Origin of the sequence: Kribbella ginsengisoli, from assembly GCF_039537185.1 — a bacterium.
GTDB lineage: Bacteria > Actinomycetota > Actinomycetes > Propionibacteriales > Kribbellaceae > Kribbella > Kribbella koreensis.
Window position 1 is genome coordinate 484,901 of sequence record NZ_BAABAA010000001.1, and the last position, 15,783, is coordinate 500,683.

The 15,783-nt window shown below is 68.5% G+C and carries 13 protein-coding genes; 10 read left to right on the top strand and 3 right to left on the bottom strand.

The window, feature by feature from the left end; all coding sequences use genetic code 11:
• The first annotated feature begins 224 nt into the window (after positions 1–224).
• Positions 225–1,391, top strand: a complete 1,167-nt coding sequence (locus ABD768_RS02085; protein ID WP_343971922.1) for a cytochrome P450 family protein — start codon at positions 225–227, stop codon at positions 1,389–1,391.
• 46 nt (positions 1,392–1,437) lie between these two features.
• Here the strand turns inward: ABD768_RS02085 and ABD768_RS02090 are convergent, their stop codons facing one another.
• Both ABD768_RS02090 and ABD768_RS02095 read right to left on the bottom strand, forming a co-directional pair.
• The gene (locus ABD768_RS02090) at positions 1,438–5,376 is read right to left on the bottom strand and encodes a family 78 glycoside hydrolase catalytic domain (RefSeq protein ID WP_344836653.1); all 3,939 of its coding nucleotides are present in this window, start codon (positions 5,374–5,376) and stop codon (positions 1,438–1,440) included.
• Between the two features lie 178 nt (positions 5,377–5,554).
• Positions 5,555–5,941, bottom strand: coding sequence for an RNA polymerase-binding protein RbpA (locus ABD768_RS02095; protein WP_343971917.1), 387 nt, complete (start codon positions 5,939–5,941; stop codon positions 5,555–5,557).
• A gap of 236 nt (positions 5,942–6,177) precedes the next feature.
• Between ABD768_RS02095 and ABD768_RS02100 the strand changes: the two genes are divergently transcribed.
• Genes ABD768_RS02100 through ABD768_RS02115 form a run of 4 tightly spaced genes read left to right on the top strand, consistent with a single transcriptional unit; the run spans position 6,178 to position 10,041 of the window.
• Positions 6,178–7,569, top strand: coding sequence for an efflux RND transporter periplasmic adaptor subunit (locus ABD768_RS02100; RefSeq protein WP_344836656.1), 1,392 nt, complete (start codon positions 6,178–6,180; stop codon positions 7,567–7,569).
• Positions 7,559–8,251 carry an ABC transporter ATP-binding protein gene (locus ABD768_RS02105; protein ID WP_344836658.1) on the top strand — a complete coding sequence of 231 codons (693 nt, stop codon included), beginning with the start codon at positions 7,559–7,561 and terminating at the stop codon, positions 8,249–8,251. Before ABD768_RS02100 ends, ABD768_RS02105 begins: the two co-directional genes overlap by 11 nt.
• Complete coding sequence (locus ABD768_RS02110; RefSeq protein WP_344836661.1) at positions 8,251–9,483, top strand: ABC transporter permease; 1,233 nt, start codon at positions 8,251–8,253, stop codon at positions 9,481–9,483. Before ABD768_RS02105 ends, ABD768_RS02110 begins: the two co-directional genes overlap by 1 nt.
• A 12-nt stretch (positions 9,484–9,495) precedes the next feature.
• A complete protein-coding gene (locus ABD768_RS02115) occupies positions 9,496–10,041 on the top strand; it encodes a DUF5666 domain-containing protein (RefSeq protein ID WP_344836663.1) in 546 nt (181 codons plus the stop codon).
• A 101-nt stretch (positions 10,042–10,142) separates the two neighbouring features.
• Here the strand turns inward: ABD768_RS02115 and ABD768_RS02120 are convergent, their stop codons facing one another.
• Positions 10,143–11,048: a LysR family transcriptional regulator gene (locus ABD768_RS02120; RefSeq protein WP_343971902.1), complete on the bottom strand. Its 906-nt coding sequence runs from the start codon at positions 11,046–11,048 to the stop codon at positions 10,143–10,145.
• Between the two features lie 66 nt (positions 11,049–11,114).
• Here ABD768_RS02120 and ABD768_RS02125 point away from each other — a divergent pair, with 66 nt between their 5' ends.
• The 5 genes from ABD768_RS02125 (at position 11,115) to ABD768_RS02145 (ending at position 15,780) form a co-directional block, all read left to right on the top strand.
• A complete protein-coding gene (locus ABD768_RS02125; RefSeq protein WP_344836666.1) occupies positions 11,115–11,909 on the top strand; it encodes an inositol monophosphatase family protein in 795 nt (264 codons plus the stop codon).
• Positions 11,906–12,505 carry an NADPH-dependent F420 reductase gene (locus ABD768_RS02130; protein WP_344836668.1) on the top strand — a complete coding sequence of 200 codons (600 nt, stop codon included), beginning with the start codon at positions 11,906–11,908 and terminating at the stop codon, positions 12,503–12,505. The genes ABD768_RS02125 and ABD768_RS02130 overlap by 4 nt, the downstream gene beginning before the upstream one ends.
• 154 nt (positions 12,506–12,659) lie before the next feature.
• Complete coding sequence (locus ABD768_RS02135; protein ID WP_344836671.1) at positions 12,660–13,985, top strand: ABC transporter substrate-binding protein; 1,326 nt, start codon at positions 12,660–12,662, stop codon at positions 13,983–13,985.
• Positions 13,982–14,917 (top strand): carbohydrate ABC transporter permease, encoded by a 936-nt coding sequence (locus ABD768_RS02140; RefSeq protein ID WP_344836674.1) that lies wholly within the window; start codon positions 13,982–13,984, stop codon positions 14,915–14,917. Before ABD768_RS02135 ends, ABD768_RS02140 begins: the two co-directional genes overlap by 4 nt.
• Positions 14,914–15,780, top strand: coding sequence for a carbohydrate ABC transporter permease (locus ABD768_RS02145; RefSeq protein ID WP_344836677.1), 867 nt, complete (start codon positions 14,914–14,916; stop codon positions 15,778–15,780). The genes ABD768_RS02140 and ABD768_RS02145 overlap by 4 nt, the downstream gene beginning before the upstream one ends.
• Positions 15,781–15,783 lie beyond the last annotated feature (3 nt).

The following is a 15,783-nucleotide window of genomic DNA, read 5'->3' on the forward strand; positions in this document are numbered from 1 at the left end:
AGGCAGGGCCGAACGGCCCGCGCCCGCGTGTATCAGAACTGGCCGGTCTCGCGCCTCTTCAAGTCTGAAGGCGTTGCGGAGCGGGGGTGCCTGGAGCCCGCGCGTCCACCTAGGAGGGGAACCCGGATATGCCAGAAGAGGTAACTCAAACGATTGAAGAGCTGGGCGAGGATTTTGTCCAGAGGCAAGCGCACTATCTTCGCCGGTTCCGCGGCGAGGGCCCGGTGCACGAGGTGATCTTCCCGCACGGTGCGAAGGTCTGGCTGGTGACGCGGTACGCCGACTGCAAGATGCTGGCGCTGGATCCGCGGGTCGGCAAGGACGGCCGCCGGCTGAACGAGATGTATGCCAAGCACTCCACGCTGAGCTCGCCGATGCACTCGACCAGGGACGAGGACGAGGAGGCCGAGCCCGGCTTCGACGACGAACTCGCCGCGCACGTCCTGAACAGCGACCCGCCGAACCACACCCGGCTGCGCAAGCTCGCCATCAAGGCGGTGACGCCGGCCCGCCAGGAGGCGTTGCGCCCGAAGGTCGAGGTCGCCGTCGAGCGGCTGCTGGACAAGCTCGAGGAAGCGCCGGTGGTCGACCTGCTGGCCGAGTTCGCCTGGCCGCTGCCGCTGGGCACGATCTGCGACCTGTTCGCGATGCCGGAAGAGGACCGGGAGAACTTCCGCAAGTGGTCGGGCACGCTGACCGGTGCCGGTCAGGACCCCGAAGAGGTCGCGTCCGCGTCCAAGAACATGACCGAGTACGCGAACTCGCTGATCGACGCCCGCCGGGAGAGTCCCGGTGACGACATGATCAGCGAGATGCTCAAGATGGACATCGACGGCGACCAGCTCACCCAGAGCGAGATGGTCGGGATGATCTTCATCGTCGTGACCGCGGGCCACGTCACCACGGTCCACTCGATCGGCAACGGCGTCTTCAACCTGCTCACCCACCCCGAGGAGCTGGAGAAGCTGCGCAACGATCCGTCGCTGATCCCGGCGGCGGTCGACGAGCTGATGCGGTACGACCCGGCCGCCTCGGTCGGCACCTTCCGGTTCACCAAGGCCGAGATCGAGGTCGGCGGCGTGGTGATCCCGAAGGACCAGATCCTGGCTCTGTCCTGGGGATCGGCGAACCGGGACGAGACCAAGTTCGAGGACCCGGACCGGCTCGACGTCACCCGCTGCCCGCAGGGCACCTTCTCCTTCGGGCACGGCGTGCACTACTGCATCGGCATCCCGATGGCCAAGATGCAGATCGAGATCGCGCTGGAGCGGCTGCTGGCCCGCTACCCGCACCTGCGGCTCGCAGTACCGGCCGACGACGTGCGGTGGACGAGCAGCGCCCTGCTGCACGGTCTGGCCGGACTACCTGTCTCGGTACTCCCACCCGACTGACCTGCACGGGGGCCGGCGCTACGCTGCAGCGCCGGCCCCACCACCACTAGGGCGTGAGTTCGGCGATCCGGCTGAACGAGGCCTGCGCTCCGGTGACCTCGACGCGGACCTTGGCGGTACTGACCGGCGCCGCGAACGGGACCCAGCGGGCGACTGCCGTGTTCCCGGTGACAGTTGCCTGGGTCAACCATTGCGTGCCGTCCCAGGTCTGCACGCTGAAGTCTGTCGGCACGCCGTCGGGATGCGACGTCAGCCCCACACCGCGCAGCTCCACCGCGGTCGGTGAGCTGACCGTGAGGCTGTCCGGGTAGGCGTTTGCGGTGTCGTCGTTCCAGAACGTCGCTGGATCGCCGTCGAGCGCGTTGGACGCGAGATAGGTCCGCGTCCTGCCGTCGACGTCGTTGGGGGCATGCTCACTCGACGCGACCGCGGTCGTGCCGGATGGCCAGCTCCCGAACACCAGCACCTCCACCGTGGTCGTGGCCCGGGTGCCGTCGGGCGCCGTGACCGTCACCGTCACCGGGTACTTTCCGCCGGGAACACCTGCCGGTACGGCGAAGTGCAGCGTCGCGAGGGTGGCCGTTTGGCTGGGGGACAGGGGAATCGTCGGTGCCTGGACGGTCCAGCCCGCCGGCGCGTCGGTGGAGATTCGTGCCGTACCGCCGCCGGTCGAGCGTCCTTCGACGAGCAGGCTGACGTCGCCGCTGTGCCCGGCGACGATGGGCGCCGGGTTCCCGCCGGAGGTGACCGTGAGGGCGGTGATCGTCGTGTCCGGTGCTGTGACGGTGAAGGTGTAGTCGCCTGAGCCCGCGGTGAGGCGCAGCGACTTCTCGGTGGCGGAGCCGACGGTCAGTCCGGCCACCGGATCGGCCGGATGTCCAGCGGACCAGAGGGTTTGGTTGCCCTCGCGGACTGTCGAGGCAGAGCCACCGAGCAGTGGCAGCTCGATTGTCGCCGTGCTGCCTACCGGGACGACGGCGTGGTACGTGAGGGTGCTGCCCGAGCGCTGCCAGGAGCTCTCCACCGGTCCGCGCACAGTCTGCTGAGCCGACGTCACGTGGGTGAGGTCACCGACCACGCTCGGCGCGAGGGTGAACGTCCGCCACCCGGGGGTGCCGGGCTGGATGCCCGCCAGTTGCTCGTAGTACCACTGGCCGATCGATCCGGCCAGGCCGATGTGGTCCTTGGACGAGGTGCCGTTGGCGGCTGAGGAGTTCACCCAGCTCTCCCAGATCGTGCCGGGACCGTTCTTCACCATGTAGCCGAAGCTCGGGAAGTCGACGCGTTCGGAGACAGCCAGGGCGACGTCGTTGCGGTCGTACTTGCCGAGCGCCTGGTAGACGTACTTCGTGCCGACGAAGCCGGTGGTGACGTGGTTGCCGTGGCCGGCCAGATCAGCGAGCAGCCGATCCAGGACCGCCTGCTCGTGCCCGGCCGGGACGATCCCGAGAGCCAGCGGCATCGCGTAGGCCAGTTGGGTGTTCGGGGCGTACTTGTTCGTCGCGGCATCGAAGTACTCGGCGGTGAAACCGGTCCGGATCGCCTCGGCCAGCTGCCGGTACTTCGCCGCGTCGGCCGGGTTGCCCAGGACCTCGGCGATGTCCCCCAGGATGCGGCTGTCGATCAGGTAGAACAGCGTCTGGAAGTAGACGTGCGGAGTGCTCACGGTCGACAGCCAGTCGTCGCCCCACGAGCCGGGAGCGTTCGTGACGATGTGCCGGTCGTTGCTGATCGTGCCGAGATAGTCGACCCAGCCTTTGAGATGCGTGTAGTTGTCCCGGAGCACACTGGCGTCGCCGTACTGCGTGTAGCTGTCCCAGACGACCTGTGGATACGCGGAGCCCCACGCCGGGTCGGTGAACCACCGGCCGGGCCCTTCACCCTGATCGGGTGCCACCGAAGGCACGCTGCCATCGGGGTTGATGCTCGTCCTGATGTCGCCGAACCACTTGGCGTAGAACGACTGCAGGTCGAGATTCGCCATCGCCTCGGCGGCGGTGTCGCCGGCATCGCCGAGCCAGCCGTGCTTCTCGCGCGTCGGGCAGTCCAGTGGCATGCCCTGGAGGTTGTTGAGCTGGGTCCGGACCAGGGCGTTCTGGATCTGGTTGAGCAGCGGGTTCGACGTACTGAACGAGCCGGTCGTGGCGACGTCGTTGTGGATCACCTGGGCGAGAACATCGGCCTTGGTGCCCGCCGGGAGCCCGGACACTTCGGCGTACCGGAACCCGGCGTAGTTGAACCGGGGCATCCAGGTCTGGCTGCCGGAGCCGTCGAACGTGTAGTCGTCGATCTGGCGGCCGGTCTCGGCGGGGGAGAAGCTGATGTTCGCCGTGCTCACCCGGCCGCTCGCGTCGAGCAGTTCGCCCTTGGTGATGGTGACCTTCGTGCCGGCCGGGGCCTCCGCGCGCAGCGTCACCTGACCCGAGTAGTTCTGACCGAAGTCGTAGACCTGAACGCCGGTGGCCGGACTGGTGATCTTCTTCGGTCCGACGGTGCTGACGATCCGGGTCGGTGGAGTGGAGTCCGCCTCGAGCGCGGTCAGGGCCCAGGACAGCTCGGGCTGCGGCGCGAAGACGCCGAGCTCCGCCAGCCGGAAGGTACAACTCGTGTCGCGACACGCCAGCTTGGTCGCGGTGACCCGCAGATAGCGCCCGCTGCCAGGCGCGCTGATCGAGACCGGAGCCGTCCCCGGATTCGGCTGGTCGCTCTCGGTGCGGTCGGCAACAGTCGTCGCCGTCGCGAAGGCGGGATCATCACTGACCTCGACCCGGTACCGGACCGGGAAGCCCGCGCCGGGGAAGTCGCCGGCCGGGTCGTTGGTCGGCCTCGCCGGATACAGCGTGACACCGGCGATCGGCTGGCTGCTGCCGAGATCCACCTGCACCCACTTGGTCGTGTCCGGAGTGGCCGCGACCGCGGAGTGGAAGCCCTGGCTGGCGGTGACGGAGGTGGTGATGCCGTCCACGAGATTCGCCCGCGACCAGCCGCAGCACGCGGTCTCATCCGACGCGGTCACCGGCTGGCGCAAGGCGAGACTGACTGGGCCGGAGACCGGGGAGTACACCGGTACGAGAGCCCACGAGCTGTCGTCGTACGCCGCGCTGTCCCAGCCCTTCGGCAGTTTGCGGGCGTCCCAGCTCTCGCCGTAGTAGAAGTCGTCCCGGGTGACCGGCCCGGCGGCACTGCGCCACGCCGCGTCGCCGGCGACCGTCATCCGGGTGCCGTCGGTGAAGGTCACCGAGAGCTGCGCCACGAACGTCGGCTGACCGCTGTGCTGGCCGGTGCCCAGCATGACGGCCAGCGCGTTGCGGCCCTGGTGAAGGTGGTTGGTCACGTCGAAGGCGCGATAGGTGACCCGCTTCGCGTAGTCGGTGACGGAGGAGTCGAGCAGTTGCTTCGGCTCGACCAGGGAACCGTTGAGGTGCGGCTCGACCAGCCCCTGCGCACCGACGTACAGGCGTGCGCGGGCGATCGGCTTGGGCAGGTCGAACGACCGGCGGACCAGGGAGCCGGAGGGCGCCTGCAACCAGGACGCCGTCCAGTCCGGTGCTGTCATCGGACCGACATCGAAGGTGCTGACGGGCGACCAGGACGAAGCCTGTCCCTCGCGGTTCCAGGTGCGCACGACCCACTCGTAGGTGTGGTCAGCCTCGAGCGCAGGGCCTGCGTAGACGACGCCGGTCGATTCGTCCGAGGCGACCCGCCCTGAGTCCCAGACCAGGGGACGGGCGCTGCCGCGGTCACTCGGTACGCCGGACAGCCTGACCTGATAGCCGGATTGAACCTGGCCCCGGCCGGAGTCGTTGACGACCCACGAGAGCGTCGGGTGTTCCGTGCCGACCAGTACATCAGCCGATTGCCCTGCCACTCTCAGGCCCGAAGGTGGCAGCGCCGTTGAGCCGTCGACGGCCTGGGCCGGCAGTGCTGCCGCCCCTGCCAGCAGCAGAACCCACGCGCAGACCGCCGCGATCGCCTTGCCGTTCATGATCGTCCTCCGTCACCTGATCCACCGGATCCTGAATCGTTTCAGCGAAACGTAGGCGCAGGCGGGAGGCGCGGACAAGACACCGCTCCCGACTGACCGGATGCGGCCAGGCATGACGAACGGGCCGTCACCACCGATGTGGTGACGGCCCGTTCGGCGTTCCTGAACTGACGCTGTGTCAGGCGGTGCGCTTGGTCGAGGCGCGGGGGGCGCGGTGCAGGTGCGCCGGGCCGATCTCGCCGGACCGGAGCAACGCGACGCGCTCGGCGAGCAGCTCCTCCAGTTCGGAGATGCTGCGACGCTCGCGCAGCATGTCCCAGTGCGTCCGGGCCGGCTTCTCCTGCTTCGGCTCCGGCTTCTCACCGGTCGAACGGGCGGCCTCGCTGCCGCAGTGCGGGCACTCCCAGATCGCCGGCACCTCGGCGTCGTGCGCCATGGTTACCTCGACCACGTGCCCGCGGGGGCAGTCGTAAGTGATCATCTGACGCGGCGCGAACTCGACGCCGCGGTCATCCTCGAAGCTGACCCCACCCAGCCCCGAACCACGCAGAACGCGATTAGACATGTCAAACCTCCGAGATTCGTCATCCGAGACAACGGTCGGCCGACCCGGATCATTCCCATTTTGGCATGCCCGAGCTCCAGGTACGCACCTGACAGCACCGTCATCACGCCCTGTCATCAGGTGTTCACGAATCACTGTGTGTCGCAGACCACAGTGATCGCGCCGCCTGATCTTCACAGCCAGTTGCCAGGAAGGCCCGATCCATTCCTCAGTTACGGGCCCTAGCGTCTGCGTCCGTGACCAAAGCCAGTCTCCTCCCACGGCACAAACTCCGTGGTCTCAGCATGCTGAACGTCGCCCTGGTGGCCATCGTTCTGGCCATTGCAACAGCCGCCTACCTGCTTTTCTTCCGCGGCGAGCCGGAAGCGGCCGGTACCACCCGCCCGACGGTGACCGTCGCGCGCGGCGACGTGACCGCGGGGGTCAGTTCGAGCGGGACCCTGCAGAGTTCCCAGACGGCGTCCCCGCAGTTCGCCACCTCGGGGACGGTGACAGCCGTCCTGGTGAAGGTGGGCCAGGTGGTGGCCAAGGGCGCGGCGATCGCGCGGATCGATCCGGCGGCCGCGGAGCGCGAAGTACGGATCGCCGAGCAGAACCAGATCGCGGCGGCGAACTCGGTCACCGCCGCCCAGGAGACGCTGGACGACGCCGAGGACGCCAAGCAAGCAGCTGACGAGGCAGCGGCCGAGCCGACGCCCACGCCGACCCCGGGGGAGCAGGCCCAGGCCCAGGCGCAGTCGCAGAGCCAAGGGCAGAGTCCCGAGGTCGCGGTGTCCAACGCGGAGGCGAGCCTGGCTCGGGCGAAGGCGGACAAGGAGCAGGCCGACCAGAACCTCGAGGCGGCCCAGTCCGATGTCACCAACACCACCTTGAAGGCGCCGATCGCGGGCACCATCACAGCGATCAACGGCTCGGTCGGCTCAGTGGCCGGCGGGTCGAGCGGCTCGGGTTCGACCGGCTCGACCGGAACCGGCGCGACCGGGCAGGGCTCGACCGGCGGCAGTTCGAGCACCACGACGAGCAGCGCGGCCGGTACCGGCTTCGTCGACATCTCCGACCTCAAGACGCTGCAGGTGGTCGCGTCCTTCCCCGAGGCGGACGCGGTCAAGATCAAGACCAAGCAGGCCGCCACGGTCACCCTCAACGCCGAGCCCGGCAGCACACTCACGGCGACGCTGACGTCGGTCTCGCCGACTCCCACGACGACGAACGGCGTGGTCTCGTACTCCGCGACCTTCACGCTGGCGAAGGTGCCGGCGTCGGCGCGGATCGGGCAGACCGCGAACGTGACGGTGCAGACGGCGAAGGCGACCAACGTCCTCTACGTGCCGACCACCTCGATCGTGACCAGCGGGACGACGCACACGGTGACGATGGCCAACGGAGCCGGCAGCCGTGAGGTGCAGATCGGCGTACAGGGCGGAAGCTTCACGCAGATCACGTCGGGGCTCGACGAAGGCGATCAGATCGAGCTGATCCAGGGCGCGATCGGTACGGGTGGCGCTGGTCAGGGACGGACCGGGGCCGGCGGCACGGGACAGTTCCCGGGCGGCGGTACCGGGCAGTTTCCGGGCGGCGGCACGGGGCAGTTCCCGGGTGCAGGTACGGGGGCGAACCGTGGCCGCTGATGGCCTGATCGAGATCCGGGGCGTCACCAAGACCTACGGCCTGGGTGAGACCGCTGTGCACGCGCTGCGCGGGGTGTCGCTGCGGGTGGATGCGGGCGAGTACGTCGCGGTGATGGGGTCGTCCGGGTCGGGCAAGTCGACGTTGATGAACATCCTCGGCTGTCTCGACGTACCGAGCCGGGGCGAGTACTGGCTGGACGGGACCGATGTGGCCCGGCTGTCGGAGGACCAGCAGGCGCTCGTACGGGGGCGGAAGATCGGGTTCATCTTCCAGTCGTTCAACTTGATCCCGCGGACCTCGGCGCTGGCGAATGTCGAGTTGCCGCTGACCTATGCGCACTTGAAGAAGGCCGAGCGGCGGCGGCGTGCGCGCCGGGCGCTGGAGCTGGTCGGGTTGTCGGATCGCGAAGACCATCGGCCGAATCAGCTGTCCGGTGGTCAGCAGCAGCGGGTGGCGATCGCGCGGGCACTGGCCACCGGGCCGCGGATCCTGCTCGCGGACGAGCCGACGGGCAACCTGGACGCGCACTCGACGGACGAAGTACTGGGGATGTTCGACGAGCTGAACGCGGAGGGCCGGACCGTCGTCGTGATCACTCACGAGGACGAGGTGGCGCGGCGGGCGCGGCGGCTGATCCGGGTCGCGGACGGGCGGATCGTCGCTGACGAGGTGACCGGCTGATGTCTCCTCGGGATCTGCTCGGGGCCGCTCTGCGCGGCCTCGGCGCCAACAAGCTGCGCTCGCTGCTGACCGTGCTCGGTGTCGCCATCGGCGTCGGGGCCGTCATCGTCCTGGTTGCTGTCGGCAACGGCTCGGGGAAGGCGGTGCAGGACCGGCTCGAAGCTTTGGGTACCAACCTGCTGACCGTCTCGACGACCGGGGGAGGCGGCGGCTTCGCTCGCGGCCAGGCCGGGCCGTCGGCGCAGCAGTACAGCCTGACGATGGCCGATGCCGACGCGCTGGGGGACGACCGGCTCGCTCCTGACGTGGCGGCAGTGGCTCCCGTGATGACGGCTACGGGTGGGACGGCGACCAACGGCGACGTCAGCTACTCCGTCAGCCAGTTGATCGGTACGACCCCGGAGTACCTGCCTGCGACGAACACGCCGGTCGGGGTCGGCCGGGCGTTCACCGAGCAGGACGTCGACAGTTCGCAGCGGGTTGTGCTGCTGGGGCAGACGGCGGCGACCGAGTTGTTCGGGCGGGCGAACTCGGCGGTCGGGCAGACGATCAAGCTGGGCGCGGTCGAGTTCGACGTACTGGGAGTGCTGGCGGCCAAGGACGCCGCCGGGTTCACCGATCCGAACGCGACGGTGATCGTGCCGATCAGCACGCTGCGGGAGACGCAGGCGGGGTACGGCGCGCTGTCGCAGATCGTCGTCCAGGCGACCAGCAAAGAGCGGGTCGACACCGCGCAGGCCGAGGTGACGCAGTTGCTCACGGCGCGGCATCAGGTACCTGCGACGACGACATCGCCGTTCCGGATCCAGAACTCCGCGCAGATCCTGCAGACCAGCCAGGACACGGCCGCGACGTTCACCGCGCTGCTGGCCACGGTGGCGGCGATCAGCCTGATCGTCGGCGGGATCGGCGTCACCAACATCATGCTCGTCACCGTCACCGAGCGGACCCGTGAGATCGGGATCCGCAAGGCGCTCGGTGCGCGGCGGCGGACGATCCTCGGGCAGTTCCTGATCGAGGCGACGCTGCTGAGCCTGATCGGCGGGGCGGTCGGCGTGGTCGCGGCGCTGATCGTCAGCCGGTTCCAGCTGGCCGGAGTACAGCCGGTGCTGGTGCCTTCCTCGATCGCTCTCGCCTTCGGCGTCTCCGCTGCCGTCGGCCTGTTCTTCGGCAGCATGCCCGCGCACCGGGCCGCCGGTCTCCGTCCCATCGATGCACTCCGCCACGAGTAAGAAGGACCAGCCATGAGCACGCAACACCCCGATGACGAGTTCGCGCAGATCGGTACCGACGAAGAGGTCGGCGAAGCGCTGAAGCCGAAGAAGACGCTGAACTTGCCCGCGGCAACCGCCGTACTGGCCGGCGTGGTCGTCCTGGCGATCGGCCTTGCCGGTGGGGCCGGGCTGCACGCCGCCTTCGCGAAGGACTCCACGCCGGCCGCCGCTGCTGGGCCTGGTGCTGGGCGTGGTGCCGGTGGGTACGGCGGCTTCCGTGGTGGTGGCCAAGGGCAACTACCTGGCGGCGCTCCGGGGAGTGCGGCGATCGGTACGGTCGTGTCGGCCTCCAGTTCGCAGCTGGTGGTGAAGACGCAGAACGGCGACGTCACGATCAAGCTGACCGGAGACACCGCGATCACGACCACGACCCAGGGGACCGCTGCCGACCTCAAGGCCGGCCAGCAGGTCATCGTCAGCGGCGAAACCACCGACGGCACCCTCACCGCCCGCACAGTCCGAGAAGGCGAGACCGGCTTCGGCCGCAACCCCAACGCCACCCCCTCAACCCGCTGACCCGCCCCCGGTGCGAGGCTCTTGGGAGGCCCCGCACCGGGGCGCGACGCGTGCGCACGCACCTGCGGGGCGCCGCCATCACGCGCCAGCTGAACGGCGCCCTACTCGCTGGCTGATCGGAGGGCGGTGCGGGCTTGGTTGCGGAGCCAGGTGTGGGCTCGGTCTGTTTCGTAGCGTTGGTGCCAGGAGAGGTAGACGGCTGCTGGTGGGGTTTCCAGCGGTAGGGGGAGTAGGGCCAGGTCGAGGTCTTGGGCTGCTGTGGTTGCGGTTAGCTCGGGAACGGTGACGAGTAGGTCGGTTGTGCGGATGATCGCGAACGCGGCGGCTTCGGTTGCTGCTGAGGCCACGACTTGCCGGGTGAGCCCTCGTTGCGCCAGGACCTCGTCGATGGCGTTGGTGAGGTGGCCGCGGCGGGAGACGGTGACGTGTTCGGCTGCGGCGTACTGCGCGGCGGTGATCGTCTTGCGCTTGGTGAGCGGGTGATTTCGGCGTACGGCGACGACCTGCCGGATCTCGCCGACCACCAGTTCGTTGCGGATGTCGGCCGCGGGGGTGTGGTTGGCGTTGGCCTCCAGGTCGACCTCGCCGCGGCGGAGTCCGGGAGTGTCGCCGCTCGACTCCGCGATGAAGCGCAGCCGTACGCCGGGCGCCTGCTCGCGGACGGCGGTGAGGAGCTTCGGGCCGGCGACGGCGACCAGTGAGTCGTGCCAGCGCAGGGTGAAGGTGCGGTCGAGGGTGGCGAGGTCGAGCTCGCGACTCGGTGCCAGCACGCCCTGGACCTGCTGAAGCAGTTCATGGACCTGCTCGCGGACGGCGATCGCGTACGGCGTCGGCGTCATCGTGCGACCGGTGCGGACCAGAATCTGGTCCCCGGTCGTCCGCCGGATCCGGCCCAGGCTCCGGCTCATCGCGGGCGAGGTGACGTGCAGACGATCGGCGGCCGCCTGCACGCTGCCTTCTTCGAGCAGGGCGTCGAGCGCGGCGAGCAGGTTCAAATCCAGTTGCATGAGAGTAATCCTAGACGTGCATAGCATGCATTTGCGGTTAATCCACGGCCTACCTACCGTCGAGCCATGACCACTGATGAGCTTCTGGAAAACACCATCGAGGCCGTGCGATCAGCCGGCTCCGAGTTGCTCGACCGCTTCGGTCCGGTCGTCCGGTACGAGACCTTCGACCAGCTGATGACCGCGCTCGCCGCCAACGACGACGCGGCCCTCGCGATCCTGCGGCCCCGCCTGACAGAGCTTCGGCCCGACGCTCGCTGGGTGGAGGAGGAGCTCGACGGCGGAGCGTTGCCGCCCGGCGAGTGGTGGGTCGTGGATCCGGCGGAGGGCAACATCAACCACCTGCGCGGCATCCCCGAGTGGGCTGTGACTGCGACCCTCGTGCGCGACAACCAGCCGGTGCTGACCGTCGTCCACGTCCCGCTGACCGCGGACACCTACACCGCCGTCGCCGGTGCGGGCGCGTTCTGGAACGGCCAGCCGCTCCACGTGTCGCAGACCTCGAGTCTCGCCCTGAGCGTGGTCGCGACGAGCCAGGCGCGGCCGGATGAAGCCGAGGCGGTCACCCGGCGCGTCGGCGGTTCGATCACCGCGATGCTCCACGAGGCACTTGTTGTGCGTACGTCCGTACCGGCGACTTTGCACCTGGTGAACGTGGCCGCTGGTCGCACCGACGCGTTCTGGCAGTACGCCGGTGCGCGGGCTGACCTGTCGCCCGGCGCGTTGCTCGTCACCGAGGCAGGCGGGCGGATCTCCGATGCCGAAGGCAACGACTGGACGCCGGCCAGCGAGAGCTTCCTGGCCGCCGCGCCCGGCGTGCAGGCCGAAGCTGTCTCGACTCTCTCCAAGGCGGTGGCGTGATTACCAAGATCGCCGTACTGGGCAACGGCCGCGTCGGCGCCAACCTGGCCGCCGCCCTCACCAACGCCGGCCACGAAGTAACCACCGCCGACCGCACGCCCGGCGCCGCTGCCGAGGTCGCTTCTGCCGCCGAGATCATCATCAACGCCACCCCCGGCGCCGGCTCCCTAGAACGCCTGACCGCCCTCCGCGACCCTTTGCGCGGCAAGCTCCTGATCGACGTCTCCAACGCCACCGTCGACGGGCCCGACGGCCTGCCCGCCGACCTCCTCTACCCCGGCTCCAGCCTCGCCGAGCAACTCCAGCAAGCCCTCCCCGACACCCACGTCGTCAAAACCCTCAACACCATGCTCTACCCAGTGATGACCGCACCGACCATGCTCACCGCGACCCCCACGGCCTTCCTCTCAGGCGACGACCCCCAAGCCAAACAATCCGTCCGCGCCCTCCTCACAGACCTCGGCTGGCACCCCGACTGGATCACCGACCTGGGTACCATCCAAACCGCCAGAGCCCCCGAAGCCGCCATCCTCTTCGTCCCCCACGTAATCCGGGCTACCGGCTTCAAACCCTTCGCCATCTCAATCACCCACTAGCCGAAAACCCGTCGCCTGGTGGGGGTTGGGTGGTCGCGCTCTCATCGGCAGCAGTGGGTCGGATGATTGACGGGCTGGCTTGGAAAGCGCTATCTTCCGACGAAATGAGGCGCAAAAAGTACAAATCGCCTCTTCGTCGACAGGAGAAGACGGCATGGGTAAGGCGTTGACGTGGGTTGCTCTGGGGTTGGGGGCGGTGCTCGCCGTGGGTGGGTGCGGCACCAGCGGGGCAGCCGAAGTGAAGCAGGATCCGAACGCGGCGCTGGAGCTGTGGACGCGGACGACGCCGGGTGGGGACGGTGAGAAGGGGATGAAGAAGCTCGCGGCCGCGTTCGAGGCGAAGACCGGGCGGAAGGTGACGGTGACCGCGATCTTCGACGACTTCGAGACGAAGCTGTCGCAGCGGGCCGCGCAGAAGGATCTGCCGGACATCGTCATGAACGACTCGTCCCAGCTCGGCACGATGGTCAGCCAGGGGATCGTCCGCGAGGTCGATCTGAGCAAGGTGCCGGGCACCGACCAGCTGCTCGCCTCCGCGCTGGCGTCGGCCACGGCCGGCGACGGCAAGGTCTACGGCGTCCCGTACTCCGCGCAGGCGAGCGCCCTGCTGATCCGCAAGGACTGGCGGGCCAAGACCGGCCTCCCCGTGCCGAAGACCTTGGAGCAGTTCACCGCCCTGGCGAAGGCGTTCACCACCCAGGACCCGGACGGCAACGGTAAGGCCGACACTTACGGGCTGGCCGTGCCAGGGTCCACCAAGCGTGGGTACGCCTCCTGGTACTTCTCCAACTTCCTCTGGGGCGCCGGCGGCGACTTCATCACCAAGCAGCCCGACGGCCACTACAAGCCGTCGATGTCGACGCCGGAGTCGACCGCAGCGGTGAAGTGGTTCCGCGACCTCGCGTGCACCGACCGGGTCATCCAGCCGGGGGCCGCGACGATGGACACGCCCCCGACCAACGAGACGTTCGAGGCGGGCAAGACCGGCATGTACGTCGTCGGCCCGTACCTGATGCCGCGCTTCGACAAGTCGCTCGGCAAGGACAAGTACGAGGTCGTACCCGTTCCCAAGGGTGCGAAGGACTCGACCGTGCTCGCCGAGGGCGGCAGCGTCTACCTGATGGCCGGCTCGGCCAACCAAGCCGCGCAGGAAGCCTTCGCCTCCTACGTGATCTCCGCCGAGGGGCAGAAGGTCGGAATGCAGGGCGAGAAGGCGTTCAACGTGCAGCTGCCGGTCAACAAGACCGTCGACGTCACCACGGTTCGCAGTGACCCGCGCTGGAAGGTGTACGCCGACGTCTACCGCGACCACGCCCGGTACGCGCCGTCGATCCCGAACTGGACGCCGATCCGGCAGGACTCGGCCGACACCATCAACGCCCTGATCGCCGACTGCGGCCTGAACCTCGAGACCGAGATGTCGACGCTCGACGGCAAGCTGGCCGCCGCGCTCAGCAAGCAAGGCATCGCCGCATCGTGAGCGTCAAGGAAGCCGCTCCACCGCGAGCCGCGCCCAGACGACAACAGCCCAAGACACGTCCCAAGAGAAAGAACAGCCAGTGGTGGATCCCGTGGCTCTTCCTCGCTCCGGCGCTGATCCTCTTCCTGTACTTCAAGTTCATCCCGATGGCCCAGGCCGTCTCGATGTCCGTGCAGGAGGTCCGGCCGTACCTGGGCAACACCTGGGTCGGCTCGGCCAACTACCACGAGATCCTCTCGTCGGACAGCTTCCATTCGGCGCTGGGCAACACGGTGGTGCTGGCGATCGGCCAGACGTTCGGTTCGATGGTGCTCGGTTTCGGTCTGGCCCTGCTGGTGGAGGGCCAGACCCGCAAGCTCACCTTCATCCGGTCGGCGGCGTTCCTGCCGGTCGTCGTACCGATCGCCGTGGTCGCCGAGCTCTGGCGGATCATGTACCACCCCACGAGTGACGGCCTGCTCAACCAGTTGCTCGGCCTGATCGGGCTCGGTCCGTCCGGGTTCATCAACGACCCGGACACCTCGCTCGCGTCGATCGCCGTCACGGGCATCTGGCGGGGCGCGCCGTACGACATGATGATCTTCCTGGCCGGGCTGGCGGGGATCGACCGCGGTCTGTACGAGGCGGCGACGGTCGATGGCGCGTCGACGAGGCAGCGGATCCTGCATGTCACGCTGCCCGGTCTGCGGCCGGTGTTCGCGATTCTGTTCGTACTCGCTGCAGTCCGCGGGTTCCGCAGCTTCACCGAGGTCTTCCTGCTGACCAACGGCGGCCCGAACGGCTCGACCGAGGTCGTGATGACCCTGATCTACAAGCTGGGGCTGGAGCAGAACCGGCTCGGCGTGGGCTCGGCCGGCGCCGTCCTGCTGTTCGTCGCGACGCTCGTGCTGACCGTCTGCGTGCAGCTGCTCCGGAGAAGGAGGACCGTATGAGCGCCGCCACCGAGACCGCCCTCGGCCTCACCGAGAGAACCGGGCCGATCGCCAAGGCCATCAAGTTCGTCGTGTACGCCGGACTGTTCGTGATCTTCGCCGGCCCGCTGCTCGCGTTGCTGGTCAGCTCGTTCAACCACGTGTCCGACCCGACCCAGCTGAGCATCCTGCCGAAGAGCCCGACGCTGGACAACTTCCGGGTCGCGTTCGACCACGGCGTACTGCGCTATCTCGCGAACTCGTTCTTCGTCGTCGGCTTCGGACTGCTGCTCCAGGTCGCGGTCTCCGTTCTTGCGGGCTACGCCCTGGCCCGCAAGAAGTTCCGCTTCATGACGCTGGTGATGGTCGCGATCCTGGCCACGATGATGCTGCCCGAGGAGATCCTCGCGCTGCCGCTGACCCTCGTGCTGGCCGACCTGCCGCTCGTCCATCTCAACCTGATGGGCACGCTGGCCGGGATGATCGTGCCGCTCGGCGCGTGGGCGTTCTCGATCCTGGTGATGACCGAGTTCATGAAGGACGTGCCGCCCGAGCTGGAGGAGGCGGCCCGGATCGACGGGGCCGGCGAGTTCCGGATCTTCGGCCAGATCATCCTGCCGCTGTGCAAGCCGGCGCTCGGCGTGATCGGGGTGTTCGGCTTCACGATGATCTGGGACCAGTACCTGCTGCCGTTGCTGGTGGCAACCAACTCGGACGCCTACACCCTGCCGCTGGCGCTCAGGACGCTCCGGATCGACCCGGTCGTCACGCCCGGCGTGGTGATGGCGGCGTCCCTGCTGGCCCTGCTTCCATCGGTGATGGTGTTCCTCTTCTTCCAGCGTTCCTTCGCCCGCGGCCTGACCGCGGGCGCCCTGAAAGGCTGATGC

What these genes read in the sequence shown, in the direction of transcription:
- ABD768_RS02090 (WP_344836653.1), bottom strand. Translation starts at nt 5,376, where the DNA reads ATGAACGGCAAGGCGATCGCGGCGGTCTGCGCGTGGGTTCTGCTGCTG.
- ABD768_RS02095 (WP_343971917.1), bottom strand. Translation starts at nt 5,941, where the DNA reads ATGTCTAATCGCGTTCTGCGTGGTTCGGGGCTGGGTGGGGTCAGCTTC.
- ABD768_RS02110 (WP_344836661.1), top strand. Translation starts at nt 8,251, where the DNA reads ATGTCTCCTCGGGATCTGCTCGGGGCCGCTCTGCGCGGCCTCGGCGCC.
- ABD768_RS02115 (WP_344836663.1), top strand. Translation starts at nt 9,496, where the DNA reads ATGAGCACGCAACACCCCGATGACGAGTTCGCGCAGATCGGTACCGAC.
- ABD768_RS02120 (WP_343971902.1), bottom strand. Translation starts at nt 11,048, where the DNA reads ATGCAACTGGATTTGAACCTGCTCGCCGCGCTCGACGCCCTGCTCGAA.
- ABD768_RS02125 (WP_344836666.1), top strand. Translation starts at nt 11,115, where the DNA reads ATGACCACTGATGAGCTTCTGGAAAACACCATCGAGGCCGTGCGATCA.
- ABD768_RS02135 (WP_344836671.1), top strand. Translation starts at nt 12,660, where the DNA reads ATGGGTAAGGCGTTGACGTGGGTTGCTCTGGGGTTGGGGGCGGTGCTC.
- ABD768_RS02145 (WP_344836677.1), top strand. Translation starts at nt 14,914, where the DNA reads ATGAGCGCCGCCACCGAGACCGCCCTCGGCCTCACCGAGAGAACCGGG.